General features: G+C 72.5%; 23 protein-coding genes and 2 tRNA genes. 10 read left to right on the forward strand and 15 right to left on the reverse strand.

What is annotated here, in order from left to right; all coding sequences use genetic code 11:
* The first annotated feature begins 117 nt into the window (after window positions 1-117).
* Together ACFYXU_RS02250 and ACFYXU_RS02255 are read left to right on the forward strand one after the other, a co-directional pair.
* Entirely contained in the window at window positions 118-2,472 is a 2,355-nt protein-coding gene (locus ACFYXU_RS02250) for a ribonucleoside-diphosphate reductase subunit alpha (RefSeq protein ID WP_389456252.1), read from the forward strand.
* Window positions 2,472-3,488, forward strand: coding sequence for a ribonucleotide-diphosphate reductase subunit beta (locus tag ACFYXU_RS02255; RefSeq protein ID WP_361401994.1), 1,017 nt, complete (start codon window positions 2,472-2,474; stop codon window positions 3,486-3,488). Before ACFYXU_RS02250 ends, ACFYXU_RS02255 begins: the two co-directional genes overlap by 1 nt.
* Before the next feature lie 67 nt (window positions 3,489-3,555).
* Here ACFYXU_RS02255 and def read toward each other — a convergent pair whose 3' ends face one another.
* The 8 genes from def to ACFYXU_RS02295 all read right to left on the reverse strand — a co-directional run bounded on the left by def (window position 3,556) and on the right by ACFYXU_RS02295 (window position 10,810).
* Complete coding sequence (gene def, locus ACFYXU_RS02260; protein WP_329851709.1) at window positions 3,556-4,191, reverse strand: peptide deformylase; 636 nt, start codon at window positions 4,189-4,191, stop codon at window positions 3,556-3,558.
* Between the two features lie 67 nt (window positions 4,192-4,258).
* Window positions 4,259-5,239 (reverse strand): hypothetical protein, encoded by a 981-nt coding sequence (locus tag ACFYXU_RS02265; RefSeq protein ID WP_329851711.1) that lies wholly within the window; start codon window positions 5,237-5,239, stop codon window positions 4,259-4,261.
* A gap of 79 nt (window positions 5,240-5,318) precedes the next feature.
* On the reverse strand, window positions 5,319-6,575 hold the full coding sequence (locus ACFYXU_RS02270) for an HD-GYP domain-containing protein (RefSeq protein WP_389456254.1): 1,257 nt from the start codon (window positions 6,573-6,575) through the stop codon (window positions 5,319-5,321).
* A complete protein-coding gene (locus ACFYXU_RS02275; RefSeq protein ID WP_389456729.1) occupies window positions 6,572-7,957 on the reverse strand; it encodes an HD-GYP domain-containing protein in 1,386 nt (461 codons plus the stop codon). The genes ACFYXU_RS02270 and ACFYXU_RS02275 overlap by 4 nt, the downstream gene beginning before the upstream one ends.
* 151 nt (window positions 7,958-8,108) lie before the next feature.
* Complete coding sequence (gene rsrA / locus ACFYXU_RS02280) at window positions 8,109-8,426, reverse strand: mycothiol system anti-sigma-R factor (protein ID WP_329851714.1); 318 nt, start codon at window positions 8,424-8,426, stop codon at window positions 8,109-8,111.
* Window positions 8,423-9,076, reverse strand: a complete 654-nt coding sequence (locus ACFYXU_RS02285) for a sigma-70 family RNA polymerase sigma factor (protein ID WP_329851816.1) — start codon at window positions 9,074-9,076, stop codon at window positions 8,423-8,425. The genes rsrA and ACFYXU_RS02285 overlap by 4 nt, the downstream gene beginning before the upstream one ends.
* 252 nt (window positions 9,077-9,328) lie before the next feature.
* The gene (locus tag ACFYXU_RS02290) at window positions 9,329-9,961 is read right to left on the reverse strand and encodes an alpha/beta family hydrolase (protein ID WP_389456256.1); all 633 of its coding nucleotides are present in this window, start codon (window positions 9,959-9,961) and stop codon (window positions 9,329-9,331) included.
* A 33-nt stretch (window positions 9,962-9,994) separates the two neighbouring features.
* Window positions 9,995-10,810, reverse strand: coding sequence for an SOS response-associated peptidase (locus ACFYXU_RS02295; protein WP_389456258.1), 816 nt, complete (start codon window positions 10,808-10,810; stop codon window positions 9,995-9,997).
* A 49-nt stretch (window positions 10,811-10,859) separates the two neighbouring features.
* Here ACFYXU_RS02295 and ACFYXU_RS02300 point away from each other — a divergent pair, with 49 nt between their 5' ends.
* From ACFYXU_RS02300 to ACFYXU_RS02315, 4 genes are all read left to right on the forward strand, one after another.
* Window positions 10,860-11,555, forward strand: coding sequence for a M50 family metallopeptidase (locus tag ACFYXU_RS02300; RefSeq protein WP_361401980.1), 696 nt, complete (start codon window positions 10,860-10,862; stop codon window positions 11,553-11,555).
* A 20-nt stretch (window positions 11,556-11,575) separates the two neighbouring features.
* A complete protein-coding gene (gene aroA / locus ACFYXU_RS02305) occupies window positions 11,576-12,907 on the forward strand; it encodes a 3-phosphoshikimate 1-carboxyvinyltransferase (RefSeq protein WP_376513929.1) in 1,332 nt (443 codons plus the stop codon).
* A gap of 3 nt (window positions 12,908-12,910) precedes the next feature.
* Window positions 12,911-13,924, forward strand: coding sequence for a ribosome small subunit-dependent GTPase A (gene rsgA / locus ACFYXU_RS02310; RefSeq protein WP_361401973.1), 1,014 nt, complete (start codon window positions 12,911-12,913; stop codon window positions 13,922-13,924).
* Between the two features lie 92 nt (window positions 13,925-14,016).
* Window positions 14,017-14,340, forward strand: a complete 324-nt coding sequence (locus ACFYXU_RS02315) for a multidrug efflux SMR transporter (RefSeq protein WP_329851720.1) — start codon at window positions 14,017-14,019, stop codon at window positions 14,338-14,340.
* Here the strand turns inward: ACFYXU_RS02315 and ACFYXU_RS02320 are convergent.
* Window positions 14,232-14,867, reverse strand: a complete 636-nt coding sequence (locus tag ACFYXU_RS02320) for a TetR/AcrR family transcriptional regulator (RefSeq protein WP_376513931.1) — start codon at window positions 14,865-14,867, stop codon at window positions 14,232-14,234. The genes ACFYXU_RS02315 and ACFYXU_RS02320 overlap by 109 nt on opposite strands.
* 142 nt (window positions 14,868-15,009) lie before the next feature.
* Here ACFYXU_RS02320 and hisN point away from each other — a divergent pair, with 142 nt between their 5' ends.
* Window positions 15,010-15,819, forward strand: a complete 810-nt coding sequence (gene hisN, locus ACFYXU_RS02325; protein ID WP_329851722.1) for a histidinol-phosphatase — start codon at window positions 15,010-15,012, stop codon at window positions 15,817-15,819.
* A gap of 361 nt (window positions 15,820-16,180) precedes the next feature.
* Window positions 16,181-16,570: a CBS domain-containing protein gene (locus ACFYXU_RS02330; protein WP_329851724.1), complete on the forward strand. Its 390-nt coding sequence runs from the start codon at window positions 16,181-16,183 to the stop codon at window positions 16,568-16,570.
* A gap of 64 nt (window positions 16,571-16,634) precedes the next feature.
* Here the strand turns inward: ACFYXU_RS02330 and ACFYXU_RS02335 are convergent, their stop codons facing one another.
* Window positions 16,635-18,086, reverse strand: a complete 1,452-nt coding sequence (locus ACFYXU_RS02335) for a catalase (RefSeq protein WP_329851726.1) — start codon at window positions 18,084-18,086, stop codon at window positions 16,635-16,637.
* Between the two features lie 166 nt (window positions 18,087-18,252).
* On the opposite strand from ACFYXU_RS02335, the gene ACFYXU_RS02340 reads away from it, so the two are divergent.
* Entirely contained in the window at window positions 18,253-18,672 is a 420-nt protein-coding gene (locus ACFYXU_RS02340; RefSeq protein WP_361401961.1) for a Fur family transcriptional regulator, read from the forward strand.
* Between the two features lie 123 nt (window positions 18,673-18,795).
* Here the strand turns inward: ACFYXU_RS02340 and ACFYXU_RS02345 are convergent.
* From ACFYXU_RS02345 to ACFYXU_RS02360, 4 genes are all read right to left on the reverse strand, one after another.
* Window positions 18,796-18,869, reverse strand: a tRNA-Met gene (locus ACFYXU_RS02345).
* 65 nt (window positions 18,870-18,934) lie between these two features.
* Window positions 18,935-20,902 carry a tetratricopeptide repeat protein gene (locus tag ACFYXU_RS02350; RefSeq protein ID WP_376513934.1) on the reverse strand — a complete coding sequence of 656 codons (1,968 nt, stop codon included), beginning with the start codon at window positions 20,900-20,902 and terminating at the stop codon, window positions 18,935-18,937.
* A 202-nt stretch (window positions 20,903-21,104) separates the two neighbouring features.
* Window positions 21,105-21,178: transfer RNA gene (locus ACFYXU_RS02355), tRNA-Met, on the reverse strand.
* A 45-nt stretch (window positions 21,179-21,223) separates the two neighbouring features.
* Window positions 21,224-24,127, reverse strand: a complete 2,904-nt coding sequence (locus ACFYXU_RS02360; protein WP_376513936.1) for a UPF0182 family protein — start codon at window positions 24,125-24,127, stop codon at window positions 21,224-21,226.
* Window positions 24,128-24,262: 135 nt separating this feature from the next.
* Here ACFYXU_RS02360 and ACFYXU_RS02365 point away from each other — a divergent pair, with 135 nt between their 5' ends.
* Entirely contained in the window at window positions 24,263-24,814 is a 552-nt protein-coding gene (locus ACFYXU_RS02365; protein WP_329851732.1) for a PPA1309 family protein, read from the forward strand.
* A gap of 124 nt (window positions 24,815-24,938) precedes the next feature.
* Here the strand turns inward: ACFYXU_RS02365 and ACFYXU_RS02370 are convergent, their stop codons facing one another.
* On the reverse strand, window positions 24,939-26,027 hold the full coding sequence (locus ACFYXU_RS02370) for a PDZ domain-containing protein (protein WP_389456261.1): 1,089 nt from the start codon (window positions 26,025-26,027) through the stop codon (window positions 24,939-24,941).
* Window positions 26,028-26,036: the final 9 nt, after the last annotated feature.

The raw sequence follows: 26,036 nt of genomic DNA on the forward strand, positions 1-26,036 counted from the left end.
CACAGACGTCCGGGCCTCGCGGAGTGGGCCGGTGGACGCGGCGCGCCCGCGCGTACGGGTGCCCGCCTGCCCGCCTCCCCCGCCCTGGCCCCGAGCCGAGCGAGGGAGAGCCCCCACGTGACCATCGCGCCCGCCGATCCGGCCGCAGCGATCGAGAACGACGGCCCCGGGACCGTACTCCTGCGGACCCTGACCGATCTCACCGCCGACCTCCCGGACACCGACCCCGGCAAGGTGGCCGCCGCCGCGCTCCGCGGCCGCAGTGCCCGGTCGGACGAGGCGGAGCTGCGCGAGCTGGCCACCGAGGCCGCCGCCGGCCTGATCGCCGAGGACCCCGCGTACTCCCGGCTCGCCGCCCGGCTCCTCACCCTGACGATCGCCGCCGAGGCGGCCGGCCAGGGAGCCGTGTGCTTCTCGGCCTCGGTCGCCGTCGGCCACCGCGAGGGCCTCATCGCCGACCGGACCGCCGCCTTCGCCGCCCTGCACGCCGACCGCCTCGACGCGACGATCGACCAGGCCGCCGACGACCGCTTCGGCTACTTCGGCCTGCGCACGCTCTACTCGCGCTACCTGCTCCGCCACCCGATCACCCGCAAGGTGATCGAGACCCCGCAGCACTTCATGCTGCGCGTCGCCTGCGGCCTGGCCGAGGACGACAGCGTCCGCGCCCTGGACGAAGTGGCGTCCCTGTACGGCCTGATGAGCCGCCTGGACTACCTCCCCTCATCCCCGACGCTCTTCAACTCCGGCACCCGCCACCCGCAGATGTCCTCCTGCTACCTGCTGGACTCCCCGCAGGACGAGCTGGACTCCATCTACGACCGCTACCACCAGGTCGCGCGTCTCTCGAAGCACGCGGGCGGCATCGGCCTCTCGTACTCCCGCATCCGCGCCCGGGGTTCCCTCATCCGCGGCACCAACGGGCACTCCAACGGCATCGTGCCGTTCCTGAAGACCCTGGACGCCTCCGTCGCCGCCGTGAACCAGGGCGGCCGCCGCAAGGGCGCCGCCGCGGTCTACCTGGAGACCTGGCACGCGGACATCGAGGAGTTCCTGGAGCTCCGCGACAACACGGGCGAGGACCAGCGCCGCACGCACAACCTGAACCTGGCGCACTGGATCCCGGACGAGTTCATGCGCCGGGTCAACGCCGACGCCGAGTGGTCGCTGTTCTCCCCGGCGGACGTGCCCGAGCTCGTCGACCTGTACGGCGAGGAGTTCGACGCCGCCTACCGCAAGGCCGAGGCGGCGGGCCTGGCCCGCAAGACGATGCCGGCCCGCGACCTGTACGGCCGGATGATGCGGACGCTGGCGCAGACCGGCAACGGCTGGATGACGTTCAAGGACGCCTCCAACCGGACCGCGAACCAGACCGCCGTGCCCGGCACCGTCGTCCACTCCTCGAACCTGTGCACGGAGATCATCGAGGTCACGAACGACGGCGAGACCGCGGTCTGCAACCTGGGCTCCGTGAACCTCGGCTCGTTCGTCGTCGGTTCGGACATCGACTGGGAGCGCCTGGACGAGACCGTCCGCACGGCCGTCACCTTCCTCGACCGCGTCGTCGACATCAACTTCTACCCGACCGAGGAGGCCGGCCGCTCCAACGCCCGCTGGCGCCCGGTCGGCCTGGGCGCGATGGGCCTCCAGGACGTCTTCTTCCAGCTGAAGCTGCCCTTCGACTCCGCCGAGGCGCGCGCGCTCTCGACGAAGATCGCCGAGCGGATCATGCTCGCGGCGTACGAGGCCTCCGCCGACCTCGCCGAGCGCTCCGGCCCGCTCCCCGCCTGGGAGGACACCCGCACCGCCCAGGGCGTCCTGCACCCGGACCACTACGACGTGGAGCTGAACTGGCCGGAGCGCTGGACGGCGCTGCGCGCGCGCATCGCCACCACCGGCATGCGCAACAGCCTCCTCCTCGCCATCGCCCCCACGGCGACCATCGCCTCCATCGCGGGCGTCTACGAGTGCATCGAGCCGCAGGTCTCCAACCTGTTCAAGCGCGAGACGCTCTCCGGCGAGTTCCTCCAGGTCAACTCGTACCTCGTCGAGGAGCTGAAGAAGCTCGGCGTGTGGGACGCGCAGACCCGTGAGGCGCTGCGCGACTCCAACGGCTCGGTGGCCGGCTTCACCTGGGTCCCGGCCGAGGTGCGCGAGCTCTACCGCACGGCCTGGGAGATCCCGCAGCGCGGCCTCATCGACATGGCGGCGGCGCGGACCCCGTTCCTCGACCAGAGCCAGTCCCTGAACCTGTTCCTGGAGACGCCGACGATCGGCAAGCTGTCGTCGATGTACGCGTACGCCTGGAAGCAGGGTCTGAAGACGACCTACTACCTGCGCTCCCGTCCGGCGACCCGGATCGCGCGCGCGGCGCAGGCCGCCGCCCCGATCCCCGTCCAGCAGGCGGCCCCCGACGCCGACGCCGTCGCCTGCTCCCTTGAGAACCCCGAGTCCTGCGAGGCCTGCCAGTAATGAGCTCGACCGACAAGAAGAACCTCCTCGACCCGGGCTTCGAGCTGACGCTCCGGCCCATGCGCTACCCCGACTTCTACGAGCGCTACCGGGACGCCATCAAGAACACCTGGACCGTGGAGGAGGTCGACCTCCACTCGGACGTCGCCGACCTCGCCAAGCTCACGCCGGGTGAGCAGCACATGATCGGCCGGCTGGTCGCGTTCTTCGCGACGGGCGACTCGATCGTGGCGAACAACCTGGTGCTGACGCTCTACAAGCACATCAACTCCCCGGAGGCGCGGCTCTACCTGAGCCGTCAGCTCTTCGAGGAGGCGGTCCACGTCCAGTTCTATCTGACGCTCCTGGACACCTACCTGCCCGACCCGGACGACCGCGCGGCGGCCTTCGACGCGGTGGAGAACATCCCGTCGATCCGCGAGAAGGCGCAGTTCTGCTTCAAGTGGATGGACTCGGTCGAGAAGATCGACCAGCTGGAGACGGCCGCCGACCGCCGCCGCTTCCTGCTGAACCTCATCTGCTTCGCGGCGTGCATCGAGGGCCTGTTCTTCTACGGCGCCTTCGCGTACGTCTACTGGTTCCGCTCGCGCGGCCTGCTGCACGGCCTGGCGACCGGCACCAACTGGGTCTTCCGCGACGAGACGATGCACATGAACTTCGCCTTCGAGGTCGTGGACACCGTCCGCAAGGAGGAGCCGGAGCTCTTCGACGACGCCCTCCAGCAGCAGGTCACGGACATGCTGAAGGAGGCCGTCGAGGCGGAGCTGCAGTTCGGCCGCGACCTGTGCGGCGAGGGCCTGCCGGGCATGAACACCGAGTCGATGCGCGAGTACCTCCAGTGCGTCGCCGACCAGCGCCTCCAGCGCCTCGGCTTCCCGCCGGTGTACGGCTCGGAGAACCCGTTCTCCTTCATGGAGCTCCAGGGCGTCCAGGAGCTGACCAACTTCTTCGAGCGCCGCCCGTCCGCCTACCAGGTGGCGGTCGAGGGCTCGGTGGACCTGGACGAGGACTTCTAGGAACCGTCCGTACGCGCGAGGGCCCCGCTCCCGGAGAGGAGCGGGGCCCTTCGGCGTGGGCGCGGGGTCAGTCGTTCGCGACGACCGGGTAGCGCGGGGTGCCCTCTTCCATCTGGCGCAGGGCGTCCTTGCGGTCGCGCTTCGACAGCTTGTCGATGTACAGGAACCCGTGCAGGTGGTCCGTCTCGTGCTGGAGGCAGCGGGCGAAGTAGCCGGTGCCGCGCACCTTGATCGGGTTGCCCTGGGAGTCCTGGCCGTGCACCTCGGCGTAGTCCGGGCGGGCCAGCTCGGCGTACGCGGTGGGCACGGAGAGGCAGCCCTCGTTGGACTCGTCGAGGTGGCGGAGCTCGGCCGGCAGCTCCTGGAGGACCGGGTTGACCACGTGGCCGACGTGCCGGACGCCCTCGTCGTCCATGCAGTCGTAGACGAAGACCTTCTGGTCCACGCCGATCTGGTTCGCGGCCAGGCCGACGCCCTCGGCGGTCTTCTGGCTGGCGAACATGTCGTCGATCAGCTGCGCCAGCTCGTCGCCGAACTCGGTGACGTCCTTGCACTCCCGGTGGAGCACGGGGTTGCCGACGACCGTGATCGGACGCGAGGTGCCCCGCTCGCGGTGCGCGAGCTCGCGCGCCTCGCAGTCCTCCGTGTCGACGACGAACCCGTCGTCGATCTGCGTCTGCTCGTCCGTGTCCTGCTGCGCCATGTCCGGCCGCGCCTTCCTGAAAACCCGATTCCGTCGGAGGACAGCCTACGGGGCCCCGGCCGGGGGCTCAGCAGACCTCTTCGAGATCACGCCACTCCCGGGAGTCCGGGCTGTCCGCCACCCAGCCGTCGAGCAGCCCCCGCACCAGGCCGGGCGGGGCCGCGATGCCGCACTCCCGCTCGGGGACCCACAGCTCGCCCGGCGAGCGGTGGCCGAGCGGCCCGGGGTGGCCGGGCTCGCTGTGGTCGTGCGGGTCGGAGTGCTCGCCCTCGCCCTCGGCGCTCGGCATGGTCGACTCGGAGCAGGCCCGGCAGAGCAGCCGCACGGAGGACGACCAGTCCTCGGCGGCGAAACCGGCTTCCGCGGCGAGCTGCTCCAAGGCGTCCCGGTCGGCCTCGGTGGCGGCCTCCAGGAGGACGACCCAGGTGGGGACGGGTGAGGGCGCCCACAGCTCGATCTCGTCGAAGACGGGGTAGGAGGGGCCCGCGGTGGTGGTCCGCTCGCCGTTCGGCACGCCGTCGTGGAGGACGACCTCGCCCCAGCGGCGGCCGGAGGACGGCAGCGGGATGGAGAGGACCTCGATGCGGGCCGGGTCGAGCCGGCGGCCCCACACGACCTCCGCCTCGCCCTCGGGCGAGAGCCGGACGGCGGCGCTGCCCAGATCCATCCCGGCGGGCTCGCCGGTGCCCGCGGCGGCGCCGGGCACCTTCAGTCCGTAGGCCTGCCAGGCGCGGCGGGCCAGCGGCCAGTCCTGGAGGGCGGTGGCGGCGATGCCGACGTTCCACCAGTCGGGGGCGCCGGTCTCCTTGTCGAGCAGGGCGACGGCGCGCAGCCCGGCGGCCCGCGCCTGCTCCCAGTCGTGCCGGAACTTGTGCAGGAGCGCCAGGTTGAACCAGGACTCCGAGAGCCAGGGCTCCAGGTCCGCCGCACGCGTCAGGAGCGCGCCCGCGTCCTCGTACCGGCCGTCGCCGATCAGCGTGAACGCGCGGTCCGTGGCCTGCCGCCATGAGGCGGAGGGCCGATGCCGTACCTTCCCGAAGATCTTCACGATTCCCGCCTGCCGGTCGCTTCACCCTCTTGTTCGCATCCAACCATGCCCGGTCGGACGCGCGCTCATTACCCATGGGTTACCCAGGGACGGCCGGGGTCACCCCAGCGGCTCCGCCCCGTGCCAGGACTCTGGCCAGGCCTTCGACGACATCCGGGTGATAGTCCCGGGCGGTGCCGAGCCGCAGCCGCTCCAGGGCGCCGAGGGCGGCGCCCGCCCCGTCGCCCGCGAGGTCGTCGTAGGCGTTCACCGCGCGGACGATCCGGGCGGCGGGCGGCTGCTCGCGGTACGGGTCGGCCTGCCGCTCCACGACGAGGGCGACGGCCTCGGGGACCCCGGTCCTGCGGACGACCTCGCCGCCCAGGTGGGCGATGCGGCGCTGTTCCTCGGCGGGCAGGAGGGCGGTGGCGCCGCCCTCGACCGGGTCGACGAGGGAGAGCTGGCCGATGTCGTGCATGAGCGCCGCGTGCTCCAGGACGGTCAGCTCGGTCCCGGAGAGGCCCAGCTCGCGTCCGACGGCCGTGCTGAGGGCGGCGACCCGGTGGGCATGGCCGGGCGGGGTGCAGCCGGCGATCTCGGTGGCGCGGGCGAGGGAGGCGATGGTCTGCCGGTTGACGGTCCGGACGGCCGCGTACCGCCGGAAGGAGACCTGGGTGAGCAGCAGCGGGACGGCGAGCACGGGCAGCGCCCACAGTCCGGCGGCGGCGACGCCGAGCGCCATGACGGTGCCGGTGGCGCAGACGGCGGAGCCGATGCCGAGGAGGGCGCGGAGTTCGTCGCGCAGGAGGGGGCCGTACGGGAACCCGGTGCGGGCGCGGAGCACGAGGGCGGCGAGGACGGCGTCGCAGAGGGCGGTCAGGGCGAGCAGGAGCAGGAGGAGGAGGGCGTACGCGGGACCCCGGCCGAGGTGCTGGGTGACGGCGCCCGCGTTGTAGAGGGGCTGGAAGCAGAGCGCGGCGAAGCCGACGGTGAGGACGCGGCGGGCGAACCGGTCGAGGCCGGGGCCCCGGCCGCGGGCGATGTGCGGGACGATCCCGGCGAGGCCCGCCGCGACGACGACGGCGACGGTCTGGAGGACGCCGTGGGTGGTGGCGGTGCCGGCGCTGGTGCCGAGCAGGGCGTAGGCGAGGGCTCCCGCGGTGGCGAGCGGCGCGGGCTCGCGGTCGTCGGGGGCGGCGCCGCCGCGGGCGAGCTCCCCGAGGGCGACGAGGGCGCCGAAGGCGAGGGCGTTGGCGGGTTCGTCGATGCCGTGCCAGAGGGTGCCGGCGAAGCCGGTGAGGCCGAGGAGGAGGGCGGCGGCGCGCACGGAGCCGACGGTGACCGCCCCGGGTCTCACGCGTGCTCCCTGTCGGGGGCGGAGCGGGGCTCGCGCGGCGGGGGCACCTGTTCGGAGCGCGGGGTGGCCGCCCCGGCCGGCTCGTCGGCGGTCACGGCGGGCTGCCAGCCGTGCCGGTCGAGGGCCTGGACGAGGGCGGTGACCATCCGGGGGTCGAAGTGGGTGCCGGCGCAGCGCTCCAGTTCGGCGAGGGCGGTGGGGACCGGGCGGGCCCGGCTGTAGGAGCGGGTGGAGGTCATGGCGTCGAAGGCGTCGGCGACGGCGACGACCCGGGCGAACTCGGGGATCTCCGCGCCGTGGAGCCCGTAGGGGTAGCCGCTGCCGTCCATGCGCTCGTGGTGGTGGAGGATCGCGGACCGCGCCTCGCCGAGGAAGCCGATGCCGCGGACCATCTCGTGTCCGTACTCGGGGTGCAGTTCGATGATCCGGCGTTCCTCGGGGGTGAGCGGCCCGTCCTTGCGGAGCACCCGGGTGGGCACGCCGAGCTTCCCGACGTCGTGCAGGATGCCGGCGAAGCGGACGACGTCGAGGCGGTCCCCGGTCATGCCGAGCTCACGGGCGATCAGGACGGAGGCGTGGCCGACGCGTTCGCTGTGGCCCCGGGTGTACCGGTCCTTGAGGTCGACGGCCTGGACGAGGGCGCGGATGGTGGCCTGGTGGGCGGCGCGTTCGCGGTGGTACTGGGCGAAGACCCAGCAGGAGATGTACATGGGGAGGAGGACGAAGAGCGCGGCGACGGGCCCGTACGTGCTCCGCCAGAGCACGGCCATCATCAGTCCGGCGAGGCCGTGGACGGCGTGCGGGGCGAGGGACCGGCCGAGGAGGCCGCGCCAGGCGGTGCGCGGGGAGAGTCCTCCGGCGGTGGCGCGGATGCCGCCGTCGAGGGCGGTGAGGACCAGGCAGAAGGCGAGGGCGGCGGCGCCCGCGGGCAGCAGCGCGTGGGGCAGGTCGGCGACGTCCGGGCCCCGGCCGAGGGCGGCGGGGGCGTCGAGCGCGCCGGCGGTCAGGGCGGCGGCCCAGACGGCGAGGGCGGTGGCGGCGGCCCGCCAGGCGCGGCGGGGGGCGGCGGGGGGTTCGTCGACGCGGGCGAGGATCCCGCCGGGGATCGCGGTGAGCGCGGCGGCGGCGGGCGGCAGGAGCAGCGCGGCGGCCAGGAGGACGGGGAAGAAGGAGCCGCTGCCCGGGGGGACGGCGGTGCCGAGGGCGCGGCCGATGAGCCGGCAGCGGGCGGGCAGCTCGCAGAGCGCGTAGAGGACGGCGAGGAGCGCGACGGTGCTCCAGGGGACGGCGGCTCCGGGGCGCAGCGCGGGCAGGACGCAGGCCCCGGCGCCGAGCAGGGCGCAGCCGATGTACACGCGGGCCGCTCGCGGAATGCCCTTCACGCCCATCACGCGAGTCACGCTAGCGAGTGGGGCGTCCGGGGGCGGCGCGGTCCGAGCGATTCGCACCATCGGGTGATACAAGCTGATGTATGCGCGACGGCCGCCGCGAGACCTCGCGGCGGCCGTCCACGGCCCGGTGCGGGAAGGGGTGTTACTCCTGCGGCGCCGGTGTCGTCGGGGAGCTCACCGTGATGTCCTGCTCGGGCACCACGTGGCCGGCGCGGATCAGGTCGATCCGGCCCATGACCTTGGCGCGCAGGTCGGTGGGGACGTCGTCACTGCCGCAGCAGCGCTTGACGAGCTTCTTCACCGCCTGCTCCAGGCCGTACTTCTCCAGGCACGGGGAGCACTCCTCGAAGTGCACCTCGAACTTGGTGCAGTCCGTGTCGGGCATCTCGTTGTCGAGGAACTCGTAGAGATGATCGAGGACCTCTGAGCAGTCCGTCTCGTGCGGCTCTCCGCAGCTCATGAGCCCGAGCCTTTCAGATCGTTCGACTCTCCGGCGCCCGCGGGAACGAGCCCGCGGTCGCGAGCGTAGTCCTCGAGCATGCCGCGCAGCTGGCGGCGGCCCCGGTGCAGTCGGGACATCACCGTACCGATGGGTGTCCCCATGATGTCCGCGATCTCCTTGTACGCAAAGCCCTCGACATCGGCGAGATAGACGGCGATGCGGAACTCCTCGGGAATCGCCTGGAGCGCTGCCTTCACGTCGGAGTCCGGAAGGTGGTCGAGCGCCTGCGACTCGGCGGACCGCAGCCCGGTCGACATGTGCGACTCGGCGCGGGCGAGCTGCCAGTCCTCGATCTCCTCGGCGGCGCTGCGCTGGGGCTCGCGCTGCTTCTTGCGGTACGAGTTGATGAAGGTGTTGGTGAGGATGCGGTAGAGCCAGGCCTTGAGGTTCGTGCCCTCACGGAACTGGTGGAAGGATCCGTACGCCTTGGCGTAGGTCTCCTGCACCAGGTCCTCCGCGTCCGCGGGGTTGCGCGTCATGCGCAGCGCGGCCGAGTACATCTGGTCGAGGAAGCCGAGGGCGTCCCGCTCGAAGCGCGCGTTGCGCTCCTCGGTCGTCTCCTCGGGGCCGTCGTCGGTCCCTGTGTCGGTCCCAGTGACCGGACCCACCTCCTCCAGCGCGGCGGCGAGCCCGGGGGCGGACCCGCTCGTTTCGGAGGATAGACGAGGAACCGCTCCGCCCGCCGCCCGAATCGGGGCGGCCTTGGGCGCGGGCAGCACGGTCCAGTCGAGGTCAGCGGCCTGCGCACGCTCCGGGCAGATGGTCATACCCATACGACGGACTCCTCTTTCCTTGCTCTCACACCGACGCTCTCCACAACCGTGGTCCCCCGCGCAACATTCCCGGGAACGGCGGGAAGATCAGCGCAGTCCGGAGATCCACTCGGTGACGCCGTCCACGAGGAGGGCGAGGGCCTCGTCCTGGCCGAGCGGCGCCCGCTTGGGGACGGCGAAGCCGTGGTCCCCGTACGGAATCTCCACGAGCCCGTACGGCCCTTCCGGGTACTCCTCGGGCCGTCCGAACGGGTCGTTGCCGCCCTGCACGACGAGCGTGGGCAGACCGGTGGAGAGCAGTTCCCCGGCGCGGGACCGTTCGGGCCTGCCCGGCGGGTGGAGCGGGAAGCTCAGGGCGAGGACCGCGATGGCGCCCAGCTCCCGGCCGGTGCGGCAGGCCACCCGGGCACCGGCGCTGCGGCCGCCCGCGATCACCGGGAGGCCGGGCTTCGCGAGCGCCGGCCAGAGGCCGCGCCAGCCGGTGTCGAGGGTCTTCGGCGCGGGCGCGACCTTCTTGCCGGCGACCCGCCAGGGCTGCTCGACGAGCGCGACGGTCACGCCCTCGGCGGGCAGGGCCCCGGCGAGGGCCTGGAGGTCGCGGGCCTCGACGCCGCCTCCGGCGCCGTGCCCGAGGGCGAGGACGGCCCGGGGCTTCGCCCCGGCGTACCACGTGATGCGCGCCTCACCGGTGTCGGTGGGGACGGTCTCGGTCTGTGTCACGTCCCCATCCTGCCGCCCCACCGGCCCCGCGGGTCAGAACAGCGTGCCGACCTCGGGTCCCGACAGCTCCTCCAGGAGCTCGGGACCGTTGTTGCGGACGTTGCTGACGGCGGTCGCCACCGGGTAGGCCCGCATCAGGCCCCCGGGCGGCGGCGCGAGCAGGCCGCTCAGCTCCTCCGCGCCGGTGCGCGCCGGGTCGAGCCAGGCGTCCCAGCGGTCCTCGGTCAGCATCAGGGGCATCCGGGGGTGGATGTCGGCGAGCGAGCCCGGGCCCTCGGCCGGGGCGACGCCCAGCGGTCCGGTCTCGGCCTCGGTCGTGACCACCGAGCAGGTCACCCACCAGGCGGAGGGGTGCCCGTCGGGCAGGGTCCGGTCCCGCCAGAACTCGTAGAGCCCGGCCATCGCGAAGACGGAGCCGTCCGCCGGGGTCACGAAGTACGGCTGCTTCCTGGCCCGCTTCTTCTTCCCCTCGACCTCCAGGTCGCGCTCGGCGGCCCCGGTCACCCACTCGTAATAGCCGTCGGCGGGCAGGATGCACCGGCGCGACTGGAAGGCCCGCTTGAAGGAGGGCTTCTCGTCCACGGTCTCCGCGCGCGCGTTGATCATCCGGGCGGCGCCCTCCGGCGACTTCGCCCAGGAGGGCACCAGTCCCCACTTCAGGGCGCGCAGCTGGCGAACCGGGCGCGGGGATCCGGCGTCTTTCAGAGGACGCTCCAGAACGGCCCAGACCTCCTTGGTGGGGGCCACGTTCCAGTCGGGGGCCAGGGTCTCCTCCGGCTCCCACTTCTCGATCCCGAAGAGACCCACGAGGTCCTCGGGACGCCGACTCGATGCATACCGTCCGCACATACGTGCCACACTGCCACGATCCCCGAGCTCCCGAGGAGCGGCCCGAAAGATGGACTTCGCGATCGACCTCCTCCACCCGCAGGCCGCCCCGGCCGACTGGACCGTCTGGCTCACCGGCGCCTGCGCGCTGGCCCTGGTGGCCTTCCGGCGGCTCTGGCTCCCGGCCCGGAACGCGATCACCATCGCCCACGAGGGCGGCCACGGGCTCGTGGCCCTCCTCTCCGGCCGCCGTCTGGAGGCGATCCGGCTCCACTCGGACACCAGCGGCCTGACGGTGACCCGGGGCCGCCCGACCGGCCTCGGCGTGGTCCTCACCCTCGCCGCCGGCTACCCGGCGGCCCCGCTGCTCGGACTCGGCGGCGCCGCGCTGCTCGGCACCGGCCGCGTCACCCTGCTGCTGTGGATCGCGACCGGGCTGCTGCTCGCGCTCCTCGTGATGGTCCGCAACGCCTACGGCGTCCTCACCGTCCTCCTCACCGGCGCCGCCTTCCTCCTGGTCTCCTGGCTGACCGGCCCCGAGGTCCAGTCCGTCTTCGCGTACGCCGTGGTCTGGTTCCTGCTCCTCGGCGGCGTCCGGCCCGCCTTCGAGCTCCAGGCGAAGCGCCGCCACGGCGGCACCCCCGACTCGGACGCGGACCAGCTCTCCCGGCTCACCCACGTGCCCGCCGGGGTGTGGCTCCTCTTCTTCCACACGGTCGCGATATCCGCCCTGATCGGCGGCGGGCGCTGGCTCCTGGGCTTCTGACTCCCCCGTACAGTGATTCCATGACCGCAGCAGCTTCCGCGCACTCCGACCCGCCCGCCGACCTCTGGCCCGCTCCGTATGCCCGCGGCGCCGTCGACGCGACCGTCACCGTGCCCGGATCGAAGTCGGTCACCAACCGCGCTCTGGTCCTCGCCGCGCTGGCGTCCGAGCCCGGCTGGCTGCGCCGCCCGCTGCGCTCCCGCGACACCCTCCTGATGGCCGAGGCCCTCCGCACCCTCGGCGTGCGGATCGAGGAGGGCGTCGGCCCCGACGGCTCCGGCGAGGCCTGGCGGATCATCCCCTCCCCGCTGCGCGGCCCCGCCACGGTCGACGTCGGCAACGCCGGCACGGTCATGCGCTTCCTGCCCCCGGTCGCGGCCCTCGCCGACGGCCCGGTGCGCTTCGACGGCGACCCCCGCTCCCACGAGCGCCCCCTGCACGGGGTGATCGACGCGCTGCGCGCGCTCGGCGCCCGGATCGACGACGAGGGGCGCGGCGCGCTCCCCCTGACCGTGCACGGCTCCGGCGGCCTCGACGGCGGCACGGTCGAGATCGACGCCTCCTCGTCCTCCCAGTTCGTCAGCGCCCTGCTGCTCTCGGCGCCCCGCTTCAACCAGGGCGTCGAGGTGCGGCACGTGGGCAGCCGGCTCCCCTCGCTCCCGCACATCCGGATGACGGTCGACATGCTGCGCGCGGTCGGCGCCCGGGTCGACGAGCCGGAGCACGGCGGCGAGCCGAACGTGTGGCGGGTGGCTCCCTCGGCGCTGCGCGGCCGCGACCTCGTCGTCGAGCCCGACCTGTCGAACGCGCAGCCGTTCCTGGCCGCCGCCCTGGTGACCGGCGGCCGGGTCACGGTCCCCGACTGGCCGGCGCGGACCACCCAGCCGGGCGACGAGCTGCGCCGCATCTTCACCGAAATGGGTGGCTCCTGCGAACTCACCGACGCGGGCCTCACCTTCACCGGCACGGGCCGGATCCACGGCATCGACGTGGACCTGGGCGAGGTCGGCGAGCTCACCCCCGGCATCGCGGCGGTCGCCGCCCTTGCCGACTCCCCCTCGACCCTGCGCGGGGTCGCGCACCTGCGGCTGCACGAGACGGACCGGCTCGCGGCGCTCACCAAGGAGATCAACGAACTCGGCGGCGACGTGACGGAGACCGAGGACGGTCTGCACATCCGCCCGCGCCCGCTGCACGGCGGCGTCTTCCACACGTACCACGACCACCGCATGGCGACGGCGGGCGCGATCATCGGCCTCGCGGTCGAGGGCGTGGAGATCGAGGACGTGGCGACGACGGCGAAGACCTTGCCGGACTTCCCGACGATGTGGACCGAAATGCTCGGGGTCTGAACCATGCGGCGCTACGGCAAGCACACCGACGAGGACGACATCCGCCAGCGGCCCAACCGCAAGGGCACCCGTCCCCGCACCACGATCCGCCCGAAGCACGAGGACGCCGTCGAGGGCATGGTCCTCACCGTCGACCGGGGCCGGCTGACGTGCCTCGTCGACGACCGGGCCGTGACGGCGATGAAGGCGCGCGAGCTGGGCCGCAAGGCCGCCGTCGTCGGCGACCGGGTCTCCCTCGTCGGCGACCTCTCCGGCGAGAGGGACACGCTGGCCCGGATCGTGCGGATCGGCGAGCGGAGCTCGGTGCTCCGGCGCACCGCCGACGACGACGACCCGTACGAGCGGGTGGTCGTCGCCAACGCCGACCAGCTGGCCATCGTCACCGCGCTCGCCGACCCGGAGCCGCGCCCCCGGCTGATCGACCGCTGCCTGGTGGCGGCGTACGACGGCGGGCTCTCCCCGCTGCTCGTGCTGACCAAGTCGGACCTGGCCCCGGCGGACGAGCTGCTGGAGATGTACGGCGCGCTGGGCGTCCCCCATGTGGTGACCACCCGCGACGAGTTCGTCGACGGGGTCGCCGCCGAGCGGGTCCACGAGCACCTCAAGGGCCGCACCACCGCGTTCGTCGGTCACTCCGGCGTCGGCAAGACGACCCTGGTGAACGCACTGGTCCCGCCCGACCGGCGGCGCACCACGGGGGTGGTCAACGCGGTCACGGGCCGGGGCCGGCACACCACGACCTCGGCGCTCGCGCTGCCGCTGAACGACAAGGAGGGCGGCTGGGTCATCGACACCCCGGGCGTGCGCTCCTTCGGCCTCCACCACGTCGACCCGTCCCGGGTGATCCTCGCCTTCCCCGATCTCGTGCCGGGCACGGAGAACTGCCCGCGCGCATGCAGCCATGACGAGCCGGACTGCGCGCTGGACGCGTTCGTGGCGGAGGGGCACGCCGATCCGGCGCGGCTGTTCTCGCTGCGGCGGCTGCTCGCGACGCGGGAGCGACGCGAGGGCGACTGAGCCGTCGGCGTGTACGCCCACGCGCCGCAGGCAAGGGCATAATCGCACCAAGTGCGACGAAGCAGTCACCGACGGCGTGGGAGGCACTGACGATGGCGTGGCTGCTGGTGGTGATCGCGGGGGTCCTGGAGACGGGGTTCGCGGTCTGCCTGAAGCTCTCGCACGGTTTCACCCGGCTGTGGCCGACGATCGCCTTCGCGGCCTTCGCCCTGGGCAGCTTCGGCCTCCTCACGCTGGCGCTGCGGAAGCTCGACGTCGGCCCGGCCTACGCGGTGTGGACGGGCATCGGCGCGGCCGGGACCGCCATCTACGGCATGGTCTTCCTCGGCGACGTGGTCTCGACGCTCAAGATCGTCTCGATCAGTCTGGTGATCGCGGGCGTCATCGGGCTCCAGCTCTCCGGTTCGGCGCACTGAGCGTCGCCCGGCAGGGCCGGTGCGACGACGTGGCTGAGCGCGACGCGCACGGCGAGTTCGCAGCCGGTCGCCCAGCCCTCCCCCGCACAGGCCGCGGTCTGGGCCACCAGCTCGCCGGGCGCGGGCGGCCCCAGGTCGGCGCGCCGCTGGGCGGGTACGGGGGCGGGCCGGGCGCCGGGACGGGCCGGACGGGGGTGGGGCAGCCGCTCGTTCCAGTCGCCGGTCAGCAGGGCCCGGAGGAGGGGGCGGACGGCGGCGCGGGCGACGATCCACTCGGCGACGGCGACGAGGTTCCGCTCCGGCGGGGCGGGCGCCGCGAGCAGGCGCCGGACGCCCTGGAGATAGGCGTCGGCCTCCCGCCGGGCGAGCGCGCGGGCCAGCCCGTCCTTGGAGCCGAACTCGTTGTAGAGGGTCTGCCGGGAGACCCGTGCGGCGGCGGCCAGGTCGGCCATCCGCACGGCGGACCAGGGGCGGTGCGCGAGCTCGGCGAGCGCGGCGTCGAGCAGGGCCTCGCGGGCGTTCGCCATCCTCACCTCCGGGAGGGAACGGTTCACCGCCCAGCGTCGACAGGACGGCCACGGCCTGTCAAGGGGCGGGCACGGAGCGTCCGGGGCGTCGGGGCGTGGACGGTTCCGCGCGGCCTCCCGGCTCGGGGATAGAGTTCCGGGCATGGCCGACTACCACGATGATCTGCGTCTCGCCCACGTCCTCGCGGATGCCGCCGACGCGGCCACCATGGACCGATTCCAGGCGCTCGACCTCCAGGTCGAGACGAAGCCGGACATGACGCCGGTGAGCGAGGCGGACAAGGCGGCGGAGGAGCTGATCCGCGGTCAGCTCCAGCGCGCGAGGCCGCGCGACGCGATCCTCGGCGAGGAGTACGGCGTGGAGGGCACCGGCCCGCGCCGCTGGGTGATCGACCCGATCGACGGCACGAAGAACTACGTGCGCGGCGTGCCGGTCTGGGCGACCCTGATCGCGCTGATGGAGGCCGGGGAGACCGGCTTCCAGCCGGTGGTGGGGGTGGTGTCCGCCCCGGCCCTCGGCCGGCGCTGGTGGGCGGCGAAGGGGCTCGGCGCGTACACGGGCCGCAGCCTGGCCTCCGCGACCCGGCTCGGCGTCTCGAAGGTCGCGTCCCTGTCGGACGCCTCCTTCGCGTACTCCTCGCTGAGCGGCTGGGAGGAGCAGGGCCGCCTCGACGGCTTCCTCGACCTCACGCGCGCGTGCTGGCGGACCCGGGCGTACGGCGACTTCTGGCCGTACATGATGGTCGCCGAGGGGTCCGTGGACCTCTGCGCGGAGCCGGAGCTCTCGCTGTGGGACATGGCCGCGGTCGCGATCGTGGTCCAGGAGGCCGGGGGCACGTACACGGGCCTCGACGGCCGGCACGGCCCGCACAGCGGCAACGCGGCGGCGTCGAACGGCCTGCTGCACGGCGAGCTCCTCGGCTATCTGAACCAGGAGAATGCCCGGGACTGAGCACCCGGCCGCCGACCGGACGCAGGATCCGGGGGCCCGAGCACCCGGCCGACGCCGGACCGGGAGAGGGTCCGGGACCGAGCGCCCGGGCACCTACCCCCGGACCGGGAGAGGGTCCGGGCCCGCGCACCCGGCCACCGCCGGGCCGGGGGCCTCCGAGGCCGAGCGCCCGTGCGCGCCCGCCCCCGGACCGGGAGAACTCCCAGCGCGCCGAGCGCCCCGTCGTACGCCCGGGGGAGCCTCGCGCGCCCCCTTGTCGGTCCCCTCCCCCGGTGCCACTCTGGGAGCTCCCCCACTTGTGAACTTGTGAATTCCTTCTCGTAGCAGGCGAGAAGGGTTCACCAAGGAGGTGGCTCCGTCCATGCTCGTCCGTGACGCCATGAGCACGGTGGTCCTCACCATCGGCCCCGCCCACACCCTCCGGCAGTCGGCCCGGCTGATGTCGGCGCGCCGCGTCGGCGCCGCCGTCGTCCTCGACACCGACGCCGGCGGGCTCGGGATCCTCACCGAGCGCGACATCCTCAACTCCCTCGCCCGCGACCAGGACCCGGACCGGGAGACCGCCGGTTCCCACACCACCCGTGACGTCGTCTTCGCCGCGCCCACCTGGACCCTGGCGGAGGCGGCCGAGGCCATGACGCGCGGCGCCTTCCGCCACCTCGTCGTCCTCGACGACCTGGGGCCCGTCGGCATCGTCTCCGTGCGCGACATCATCCGCTGCTGGATCCCGGTGCACAGCGTCGCCGGCTGAGCACGCGAGAGCGGGCCGGACTCCGTACGGAAGTCCGGCCCGCCCTCTCTTTCGGCAAGCGCCCTCAGCCGCGCAGGGCCTGGACCGCGGCCTCCAGCCGCTTGCCGAAGTCTCCGTCCGCCCGGCGGAAGTTGTCGATCGCCCGCTCGGCGATGTCGTCGCGCGAGACCTTGGCGATGAAGCCCGCCAGGTTCTCGACGAGACGGCCCTTCTCGGCCTCGGACATCAGTCGGTAGAGGTCGCCCGCCTGCGTGAAGTCGCTGTCCTCGGCGTGCGAGGGCGCGGCGTGGTCACCGGTCGTCCCGGTGACGGCCGAGCCGGACCAGAGCGGCCGGTCGGTCTGGTGCGGGCCGCCGAAGCTGTTCGGCTCGTAGTTCTTCGCGCCCTTGTGGCGGCCGTCGTAGAGGAAGCCGTCCCGCGCGTGGGTGCGGGCCTCGGTGGCGTGCGGGCGGTTCACCGGCAGGTGGTCGGCGTTGATGCCGACGCGGTAGCGGTGGGCGTCGCCGTACGCGAAGAGCCGGCCCTGGAGCATCTTGTCCGGGGAGGGGCCGATGCCCGGCACGAAGTGCGCGGGGCTGAAGATCGACTGCTCGACCTCGGCGAAGATGTTCTCCGGGTTCCGGTTGAGCTCCAGGCGGCCGATCTCGATCGGCGGGTAGTCCTCGTGCGGCCACACCTTGGTGAGGTCGAACGGGTTGAAGCGGTATGTCGCCGCGTCGGCCGCCGGCATGATCTGGACCTGCACGGTCCAGGTCGGGAAGTCGCCGCGCTCGATGGCCTCGCGCAGGTCGCGCTGGTGCGAGTCCGGGTCCTCGCCGGCGAGGCGGTTGGCCTCGTCCTGGGTGAGGTTCTTGACGCCCTGGTCGGTCTTGAAGTGGTACTTGACCCAGAAGACCTCGCCGGCCTCGTTGTTCCACTGGAACGTGTGCGAGCCGTAGCCGTTCATGTGGCGGTACGAGGCGGGGATGCCCCGGTCGCCGAAGAGCCACGTGACCTGGTGGGTCGACTCCGGGGAGAGGCCCCAGAAGTCCCAGACGTTGTCCGCCTCCTGCGAGCCCGTGTAGGGGTCGCGCTTCTGGGTGTGGATGAAGTCCGGGAACTTGATGGCGTCCTTGATGAAGAACACCGGGGTGTTGTTGCCGACGAGGTCGTAGTTGCCCTCCTCGGTGTAGAACTTCAGCGCCCAGCCGCGGGGGTCGCGCACGGCGTCCGCCGCGCCGAGGTTGCCCGCGACGGTGGAGAAGCGCAGGAAGGTCTCGGTCTCCTTGCCGACCTCGGAGAGGAACGCGGCGCGCGTCCACCGCGAGACGTCACGGGTCACCGTGAACGTGCCGTACGCGCCCGCGCCGCGCGCGTGGACGACGCGCTCCGGGATGCGCTCGCGGTTGAAGTGGGCGAGCTTCTCCAGCAGGAGCTGGTCCTGGACCAGGACCGGACCGCCGACGCCCGCGGTCTCGCTGTTCTGGTTGTCGGCGACCGGAGCCCCGGCCTCCGTGGTGAGCGGTCCCTGCGTCACGTGCGCCTCCTGCGTCCTGTCCTGCGTGTCCTGTCCTTCTGCCGAGGCCCTCGTGGGACGCTCGCCAGTGCCGGTTCAAATCCTACAATGGACAATGTCTAAGTCAAGTGAACTTCTAAAGTCACACCGGTTCGGAAGCCCACCCCCGACTGTTAGGCTGACCCTCATGAGTGACCTGTTGGAACGACTGCGCGGCCGCGGCTGGCGGATGACCGCGCAGCGGCGCGTCGTGGCCGAGGTCCTCGACGGGGACCACGTGCACCTGACCGCCGACGAGGTCCACGCGCGCGCCGTGGCGAAGCTGCCCGAGATCTCGCGCGCCACCGTGTACAACACGCTCGGCGAGATGGTCACCCTCGGCGAGGTCATGGAGGTCGCGACCGACGGCCGCGCCAAGCGGTACGACCCCAACGCCCACCGGCCCCACCAGCACCTGGTCTGCGCGCGCTGCGGCGCCATCCGTGACGTGCACCCGGTCGGCGACCCGCTGGCGGACCTGCCCGACGCCGAGCGCTTCGGCTTCACCATCTCGAACGTCGAGGTCACCTACCGGGGCCTCTGCCCCAGCTGCGCCACGACGGCCTGACGACCGCACGGAAGAGGCCCCCGCTCCGGCGGGGGCCTTTTTCACGTGCTGTGCACCCGCACATGCGCACACGACGAAGGCCCGGATCCAGTGAACGGATCCGGGCCTTCGCTTGCTACTGAGTAGCGGGGACAGGATTTGAACCTGCGACCTCTGGGTTATGAGCCCAGCGAGCTACCGAGCTGCTCCACCCCGCGTCGGTAAACACGACTCTACGGGACCCCCGTCACCAGCGCAAATCCATAGGGCCGCCGCACCACGGCTACGCCGTCAGCTCCTGGTGCAGCGCCTCGCTCAGCCGGGCCGCCCGCTCGGCCACCTCCGCCGGGCCCAGCTCCACCGCGCGGTCGCACCAGTGGCGCCCCTCGGCGAGCTCCCCCCGCCGCGCGGCGAGCAGGGCCAGCCGGAGCGCGGCACGACCGTGGCCGGCCCGGGCCGCCCGGGTCCACCAGAGCGCGGCCTCCCGCTCGCTGCCCTCGCGCGCGAGGAGCAGCCCGAGGTTGAAGGCGCCGTTGCGGCTGCCCGCCTCGGCGGCCTCGCGGTACCAGCGGTCGGCCTCGGCGAGGTCGCCGCGCCCGGCGGCGAGCATCCCGACCCGCACCTGGGCGCGCCGGTGCCCCTGCTGGGCGGCTCGCTCGTACCACTCCTCGCACTCCGACTTCTCCTCGCGGGACGCGCCGAGCACGGCGGGGCCGGGCTCGGGGCGGCGCGCGTCGAGCACGGAGGCCAGTCGGAAGGCGGCCTCGGCGCTGCCGCCGCCCGCCGCGCAGCGCAGGTGCCGCTCGGCCGTCTGCTCGTCGCCGTCGCGCAGGGCGGCGATGCCGACCTGGAGGGCGGCCTCGGTGTGCCCGGCGGCCGCGGCCCGCTCGTACCAGACGAGGGCCGTGCGGTCGTCGTCGCGGCCGGCGTGCAGGATGCCGAGGTTGAAGGCGGCGTCCACGCTGCCGGCCTCGGCGGCCTTGGAGAACCAGGGCTCGGCGCCGTTGGCGTCGCCGGCCTGGAGGAGCAGCACGGCGAGCGCGTTGGCGGCCTCGCGGTGGCCCGCGTAGGCGGCCCGCCGGTACCACTGCTCGGCCTGTGTGATGCGGTCCTGGGCGGCGCAGAGCAGCCCGAGGTTGTAGGCGCCGTTCACGTCGCCGGCGTCCATGGCGGCCCGGTACCAGCGCTCGGCGGTCTGCTGCTCGCCCCGGGCGGCGTGCAGGGCGCCCAGCGCGTTGGCGGCGTTCCCGTCGCCGTCCTGGGCGGCCCGCAGCCACCACACGGCGGCGCTCTCCTCGTCGCCCGCGTCACGGAGCAGGAAGCCGAGCGCGCAGGCTGCCTTCGCCTCGCCCTCCTTGGCGGAGCTGAGGTACCAGCGGCCGGCCTCCTTCAGCTCGCCGCGGTGCTCCAGGATGGCGCCGAGGTGAAGCGCGGCGCGGCGGTGGCCGCGCGCGGCGGCCTGCCGGAACCACTGCTCTGCCTCGGCGTCCTCTCCCGTGGCCTGCCCGGCCGGCTGTCCGGGGATCGCGGGCACGGCGACGGCCGGGACGCCGCCGGGGGCGACGACCGCGCGGGTGCCGGGGACCCGGAGCCGGGTGCCCGTCTCGTGCGGTCCCCGGGTGGTCTCGGTGGCGCGGCGCTCCAGGGCGAGGGCGAGGCGGTACGCGGCCTCGCGGTGGCCCTGCTCGGCGGCGGCCCGCAGCCAGCGCTCGGCGCCAACGTCACTGCGGTGCTCCAGGAGGTCGGCGAGGGCGTACGCGCCGAGGGCGTGGCCCTGCTCGGCGGCCTGGCGCAGCCAGTACTCGGCGGCCGGCTCGTCACCGCGCTCGCGGTGGTGGCGGCCGAGGGCGTGGGCGGCGGGCGCGGAGCCGGCGACGGCGGCGACCCGCCACCAGCCGGCCGCCTCCTCGGCGTATCCGCGCTGGTGGAGCAGGACACCCAGGTTGTTGGCGGCGGCCCGGTCCCCCTCGGCCGTGGCGCCGCGCAGGTAGGGCTCGGCGCCGTCGAGGTCACCGCGGCGCAGCAGCAGCGCGCCGAGGGCGCTCATCGAGGCGAGGTCGCCGCGCTCGGCGGCCCGCCGGTGACGGGCCTCGGTCTCGGTCTCGTTCTCGGCGTCGGTCTCGGCGGTGGTGTCGACGGCCGCATCGACGGCCCCTACTGCCTCGATGATCTCATCTGCGGCGTTTCTGGCGTGCCGCTGCACAAACCGCCCTGTCTCCAACAGAGTTGCCCTGTCCCCCATAAATACCATCGTCGCACCACCCGCAACCCGAGCACACCTGGTATACCGCAGCCAGTGAGGTCACCCAGCGTTTTGTCGACTTGCCCACAGAGAGACAAGTCAAACACGACTCACGCCAACTCGCCCCTTCCCTACCGCTCTTCGGCACCCCCCGGCACGCCGACACACGACAAAGGCCCGGATCCTTATGGATCCGGGCCCTCGTCCTGAGTAGCGGGGACAGGATTTGAACCTGCGACCTCTGGGTTATGAGCCCAGCGAGCTACCGAGCTGCTCCACCCCGCGTCGGTGAAACCACAGTATCACGACGCGGGGACGGAAAAGCTCAGGTCAGCCGCCTGACCCCGGGGTCTTCAGCTTGGCGCCGGCCGCGGCGGCCCGCTCCAGCGCCGCCTGGAGGTCCTCCTGGGCCTTGCCGTACGCGGTCCAGTCGCCCTTCTGCAGCGCGGTCTCGCCCGCGTCGTACGCCTTCTGGGCGTCGGCGATCGCCTGCTGGAGCGCGGCGTCGTTCGACGCCGGGGGCTGGGTCGTGCCGGGCGGCTTCGTGGTGCCCGGCGGGGTCGTCGGCGCGGTGGGCGCCTCCACCCCGAAGACCGCGTTGAGCGCCTTGGTGAGGTTGTCCTCGAACACCGTGGTGTCCTTGGTCGTGTCACCGTCCGGCTGGTCCGCGTCCACGTACGACACCGCGACCTTCTTCAGGAGCGGGTAGAGCGCGTTGCGTCCCTGGGCGTACACGGGCTCCACGTACAGGAATCCGCCGTCCAGCGGCACGGTCAGCAGGTTGCCGTACTGGATGTCCGAGTCGGCGCCCTTCATGTCCCGGACGAAGGTGGCCACGGAGGGCAGACCGTTGAGCTTGCTCTGCACCTGGGCCGGGCCCGGGACGTCCTCGGTGACCCGCAGCAGTCGCAGCCGGCCGTACTCCTTGCTGGTGGCGTCGGCGTCGACCGCCATGAAGGCACCCAGGTTGGGCCGCCCGTTGGGCGTGAACGTCGTCGTCAGCGAGAAGCGCTGCGCCGTGTCCCCGGGCATCTTCATGCTCAGGTAGTACGGCGGGACCGCGTTGCCGTCCTTGTTGGTCGGGTCGTCCGGCACCTGCCAGGCGTCCGAGCCGCTGTAGAACTGCGCGGGGTCGGTGACGTGGTAGCGGGTGAGCAGCTCGCGCTGGACCTTGAACATGTCCTGCGGGTAGCGCAGGTGCTCCAGCAGGTCGCCCTTGATCGCGGACTTCGGCTGGACGGTGCCGGGGAAGGCCTTCATCCAGGTCTTCAGGACCGGGTCCTGGGTGTCCCACTCGTAGAGCTTCACCGTGCCGTCGTAGGCGTCGACGGTGGCCTTCACCGAGTTCCGGATGTAGTTGACCTGGTTCTGCTGGGCGACGACCGTGCGCTGCTGGTTGCCGACGGTCAGCGAGTCGGCCGTGGTGTCGCCGAGCGTGGTGCGCGAGGCGTACGGGTAGCCGTTGGTCGTCGTGTAGGCGTCGACGATCCACTGGATCCGGCCGTCGACGACCGCCGGGTAGGCGTCGCCGTCGATGGTCAGCCAGGGCGCGACGGCCTCGACGCGCTCCTTGGGCGTGCGGTTGTACAGGATCCGCGACCCGTCGCCGATGGCTCCAGAGTAGAGGATCTGCGGCTCGCTGAAGGCCACCGCGTACGCGGCGCGGTTGAAGGTGCTGGAGAGGCTGACGCCGCTCTTCTCCTTGTAGCTGGTGGTCTTCTCGCCGTTCTCCTCGTAGTCCAGCTCCTTCTGCGGGCCGCCCACGATCGAGTACTGGTCGGTCTTCTCGCCGTAGTAGATCCGCTGCTGGTACGTGGGCAGGAAGCCGGTGGTCGGCAGTCCTGACTCGGTGAAGACCGGTGAGCCGTTGGCGTCCGTCGTCGTGCCCGAGGCCATGATCGCGCCGTAGCCGTGGGTGTACGTGAAGTGGTCGTTGATCCAGTTCCGCTTCGGGATGCCCTTGATGTTGAGCTCGCGCAGACCGACGACGGTGTCCTTGCCCTTGTAGCGGTCCACGTCCAGGGTCGTCGGGAACTGGTAGTACTTCCGCTTCTGCTCCAGCTGCTGGAACGTCGGCGAGACGATGTTCGGGTCGAGGACGCGGTAACTGGCCGCCGTGTCGGCGTCCTCCCGCAGCTTCTCCTTGGCCTTGACCGTCGACTTGCCCGAGTAGTTCTCCGGCTTCGTCCCGTCGATCGCGTACGCCTTGCGGGTCGCGTCGATGTTCTTCTGGATGTACTGCGCTTCCTTGGCCTGCTCGTTCGGCTGGACCTGGAACTTCTGCACGATCGCCGGGTACAGGCCGCCGATCAGGACCGCGGAGAGGACCATCAGGCCGAAGCCGATCACCGGAAGCTGCCAGGTGCGGCGCCAGAGCGTCGCGAAGAACAGCAGCGCGCAGATGATCGCGATGCAGAAGAGGATGGTCTTCGCCGGCAGGTAGGCGTTGGCGTCGACGTACCGCAGACCCGTCCAGTTGCCGGTGGCCTTGAAGTCACTCGACTTCACCGCGAGGCCGTACCGGTCGAGCCAGTACGCGACGGCCTTGAGCGCGACGAAGAGGCCGAGCAGCACCGAGAGGTGCCCGGTGGCCGCGGCGGTGGCGCGCGCGCCCGGGCTGGTGACCCGCAGCCCGCCGTACAGGTAGTGCGTGAGCGCGGCGGCGATCAGCGACAGCACGGCGGCGGCGAAGCCGAAGGCCAGCAGGAACCGGTACCAGGGCAGGTCGAAGGCGAAGAACGACACGTCGAGACCGAACTGCGGGTCCGTCTGGCCGAACTTCACCCCGTTGACCCACATGAGCCAGGTGCGCCACTGGCCCGACGCGGACGCGCCGGCGATCAGGGCGATCAGGGTGGTGACCGCGAGGAGCACCCACTTCCTGAAGGGGGCGAGACCCATCCGGTACCGGTCGAGGCTCTGCTGCTCCAGCGACATCGCGCTGAGCGGCGGTCGCAGCCGGTACGCCAGCCAGATGTTGAAGCCGACGGCGAGCCCCATCAGCAGGCCGAAGACCGCGAAGAGCCCGATCTTGGTCCACAGCGTCGTGGTGAACACGGACGAGTACTCGACCGAGCGGTACCAGAGCCAGTCCGTCCAGAACCCGGCGAACATCACGAACGCCATGGCCAGGACGGCCAGCACCCCGAGTGTCATGAGCAGGGTGCGGGCCCGCCGGGACGGCCGGCCGACTCTCACCCTCGGCCCGGACGGGCCTTGGCCACGGTCCGGCATCTGGAAAGCCAACGTGCGCCCCTCGATGTTGATGCGTCTGAAAGCAGGCCCCGCGATCGTAGAGCCCACTGATGCAACTTACTGAGGCTTTACCTAGTTCCCGCCTTCGGGGGAAGAGGAGGCAGGATGTTGGTCATGTCCAACCTTTCCCCCTCCGGCCCGGCCATGGCCGCGAGCCCCCTCACCCGCGCGGTGCTCGAGATCGACGAGTACGCCTCGGGCCTCGGCTGGGACCAGCCCGCCCGCCTGTTCGCCCTGGTCGACACCGCTCGGCTGCGCGCCCAGGAGCCCAAGCTCGCCTCCCAGCTCGGCCTGGGCGACGACGCCACCGCCTACACCCCGATCGAGCAGGACAAGCTGCCGCGCGGCAAGGCCCTCGACGAGTTCCTCGGCACGATCGCCTGGCCCGCCGCCGTGGCCGGCTGCGCCCTGACCGTGGAGCGGCTCATGCTGCCCCCGTCGGCCGAGGCCCAGGTCCCGCAGGGCCTGGGCGAGAAGCAGCTCGCCAAGTGGGTCGCCGCGCACCCGGACCGCCAGGAGGTCCGGATGACCGTGGCGGTGCTGCGGGACGGCACCCGCGAGGCCGCGATCCGGCTGCGCGAGAAGGACTCCGCGACCGAGGTCCTGACCGGCCCCGACCTGGTGCCGGGCCTCGCCGAGGCACTGACGGCCACCTTCGAGAGCTGAGCCGCTCCGGTACGGGCAGACACTGCTCCGGCACGAGGAGACACCAGGAGAGGGGCGCCCGGTCGGTGACCGGGCGCCCCTCTCGCGTGGCGATCGCGCCTACGGATCCCCCGTACGGGCCGGCTCAGCTCTTGGAGCAGCTCGGCAGCGACGCCGTGTCGCCCTTGCGGAGCTTCTCCAGGGACTTCGTGGCGTCGCCGATGGTGTCGACCTTGATCAGGGTGAGTCCGTCCGGGGTGTCGGCCGCGGCGGCCTCGCAGTTGTCGGCCGGGGTGAGGAAGTACCGGGCGCCCGCGTCGCGCGCGCCGACCAGCTTAATCTCGATGCCGCCGATCGGGCCGACCTCGCCCTTGTCGTCGATGGTCCCGGTGCCGGCGATGAACCGGCCGCCGGTGAGGCTGTCCGGGGTCAGCTTGTCGACGATGCCGAGGGCGAACATGAGGCCGGCGCTGGGCCCGCCGACGTCGGCCAGGTTGATGTCGATCGTGAACGGGAAGACGTGGTCGGTGCCCGCCTGGATGCCGACGACGGCCCGGTCGCCCTCCTCCGACGTGGTGGTCCTGATGACCACCTTCCGGGTGACGGTGGGCTCCTTGCGGGCCTTCTCGGCGGCGGCCGCCTCCTTGGCGGGGACGATCGTGAACGTGACGTCCTGGCCGGGCTTGCGCTTGGTGACCTGCCGGGCGACGTCGCTCTGTTCCTCGACCGGCACGCCGTCGACGGCCTTGATCACGTCTCCGGCGTGCAGCTTGCCCTCGGCCGGGGCGCCCTTGACGACCGTCGCGACGACGACCCGGGCGACCACCGGGACGCCCAGCTCCCCGAGGGCCGCGACCTTGGCGCTCTCCTGGGACTGGCTGAACTCCTCGGCGTTCTCCTGGGTCGACTGCTCCTCGGTCTTGCCGTCCGGGTAGAGCGTGTCGTGCGGCACCACCACGTTGTCGTGGGCGAGCCACCCGTAGACGGCCTCGACGGCGTTCATCTTGTAGTCCGCGCTGGTGACGCGGACCGTCGTCATGTTCAGGTGGCCGTCGGTGGGGTAGGTCTTGCGTCCCGAGATCTGGAGGACCGGCTCTCCCCTGGCCTCGCCGAGGGTGTTGACCGTGGGGCCCGGGCTCATCTCCGCGTACGGCACCGGGATCAGAACGCCCGCGATGAGCAGACAGATCAGGACCAGGGTGGAGGCGAGCATCGTCGCGGTGCGGCGTGGCATGGAACGACA

The sequence above is a fragment of the Streptomyces sp. NPDC002232 genome (genome assembly GCF_042890295.1).
In the GTDB taxonomy this organism is placed as follows: Bacteria; Actinomycetota; Actinomycetes; order Streptomycetales; family Streptomycetaceae; genus Streptomyces.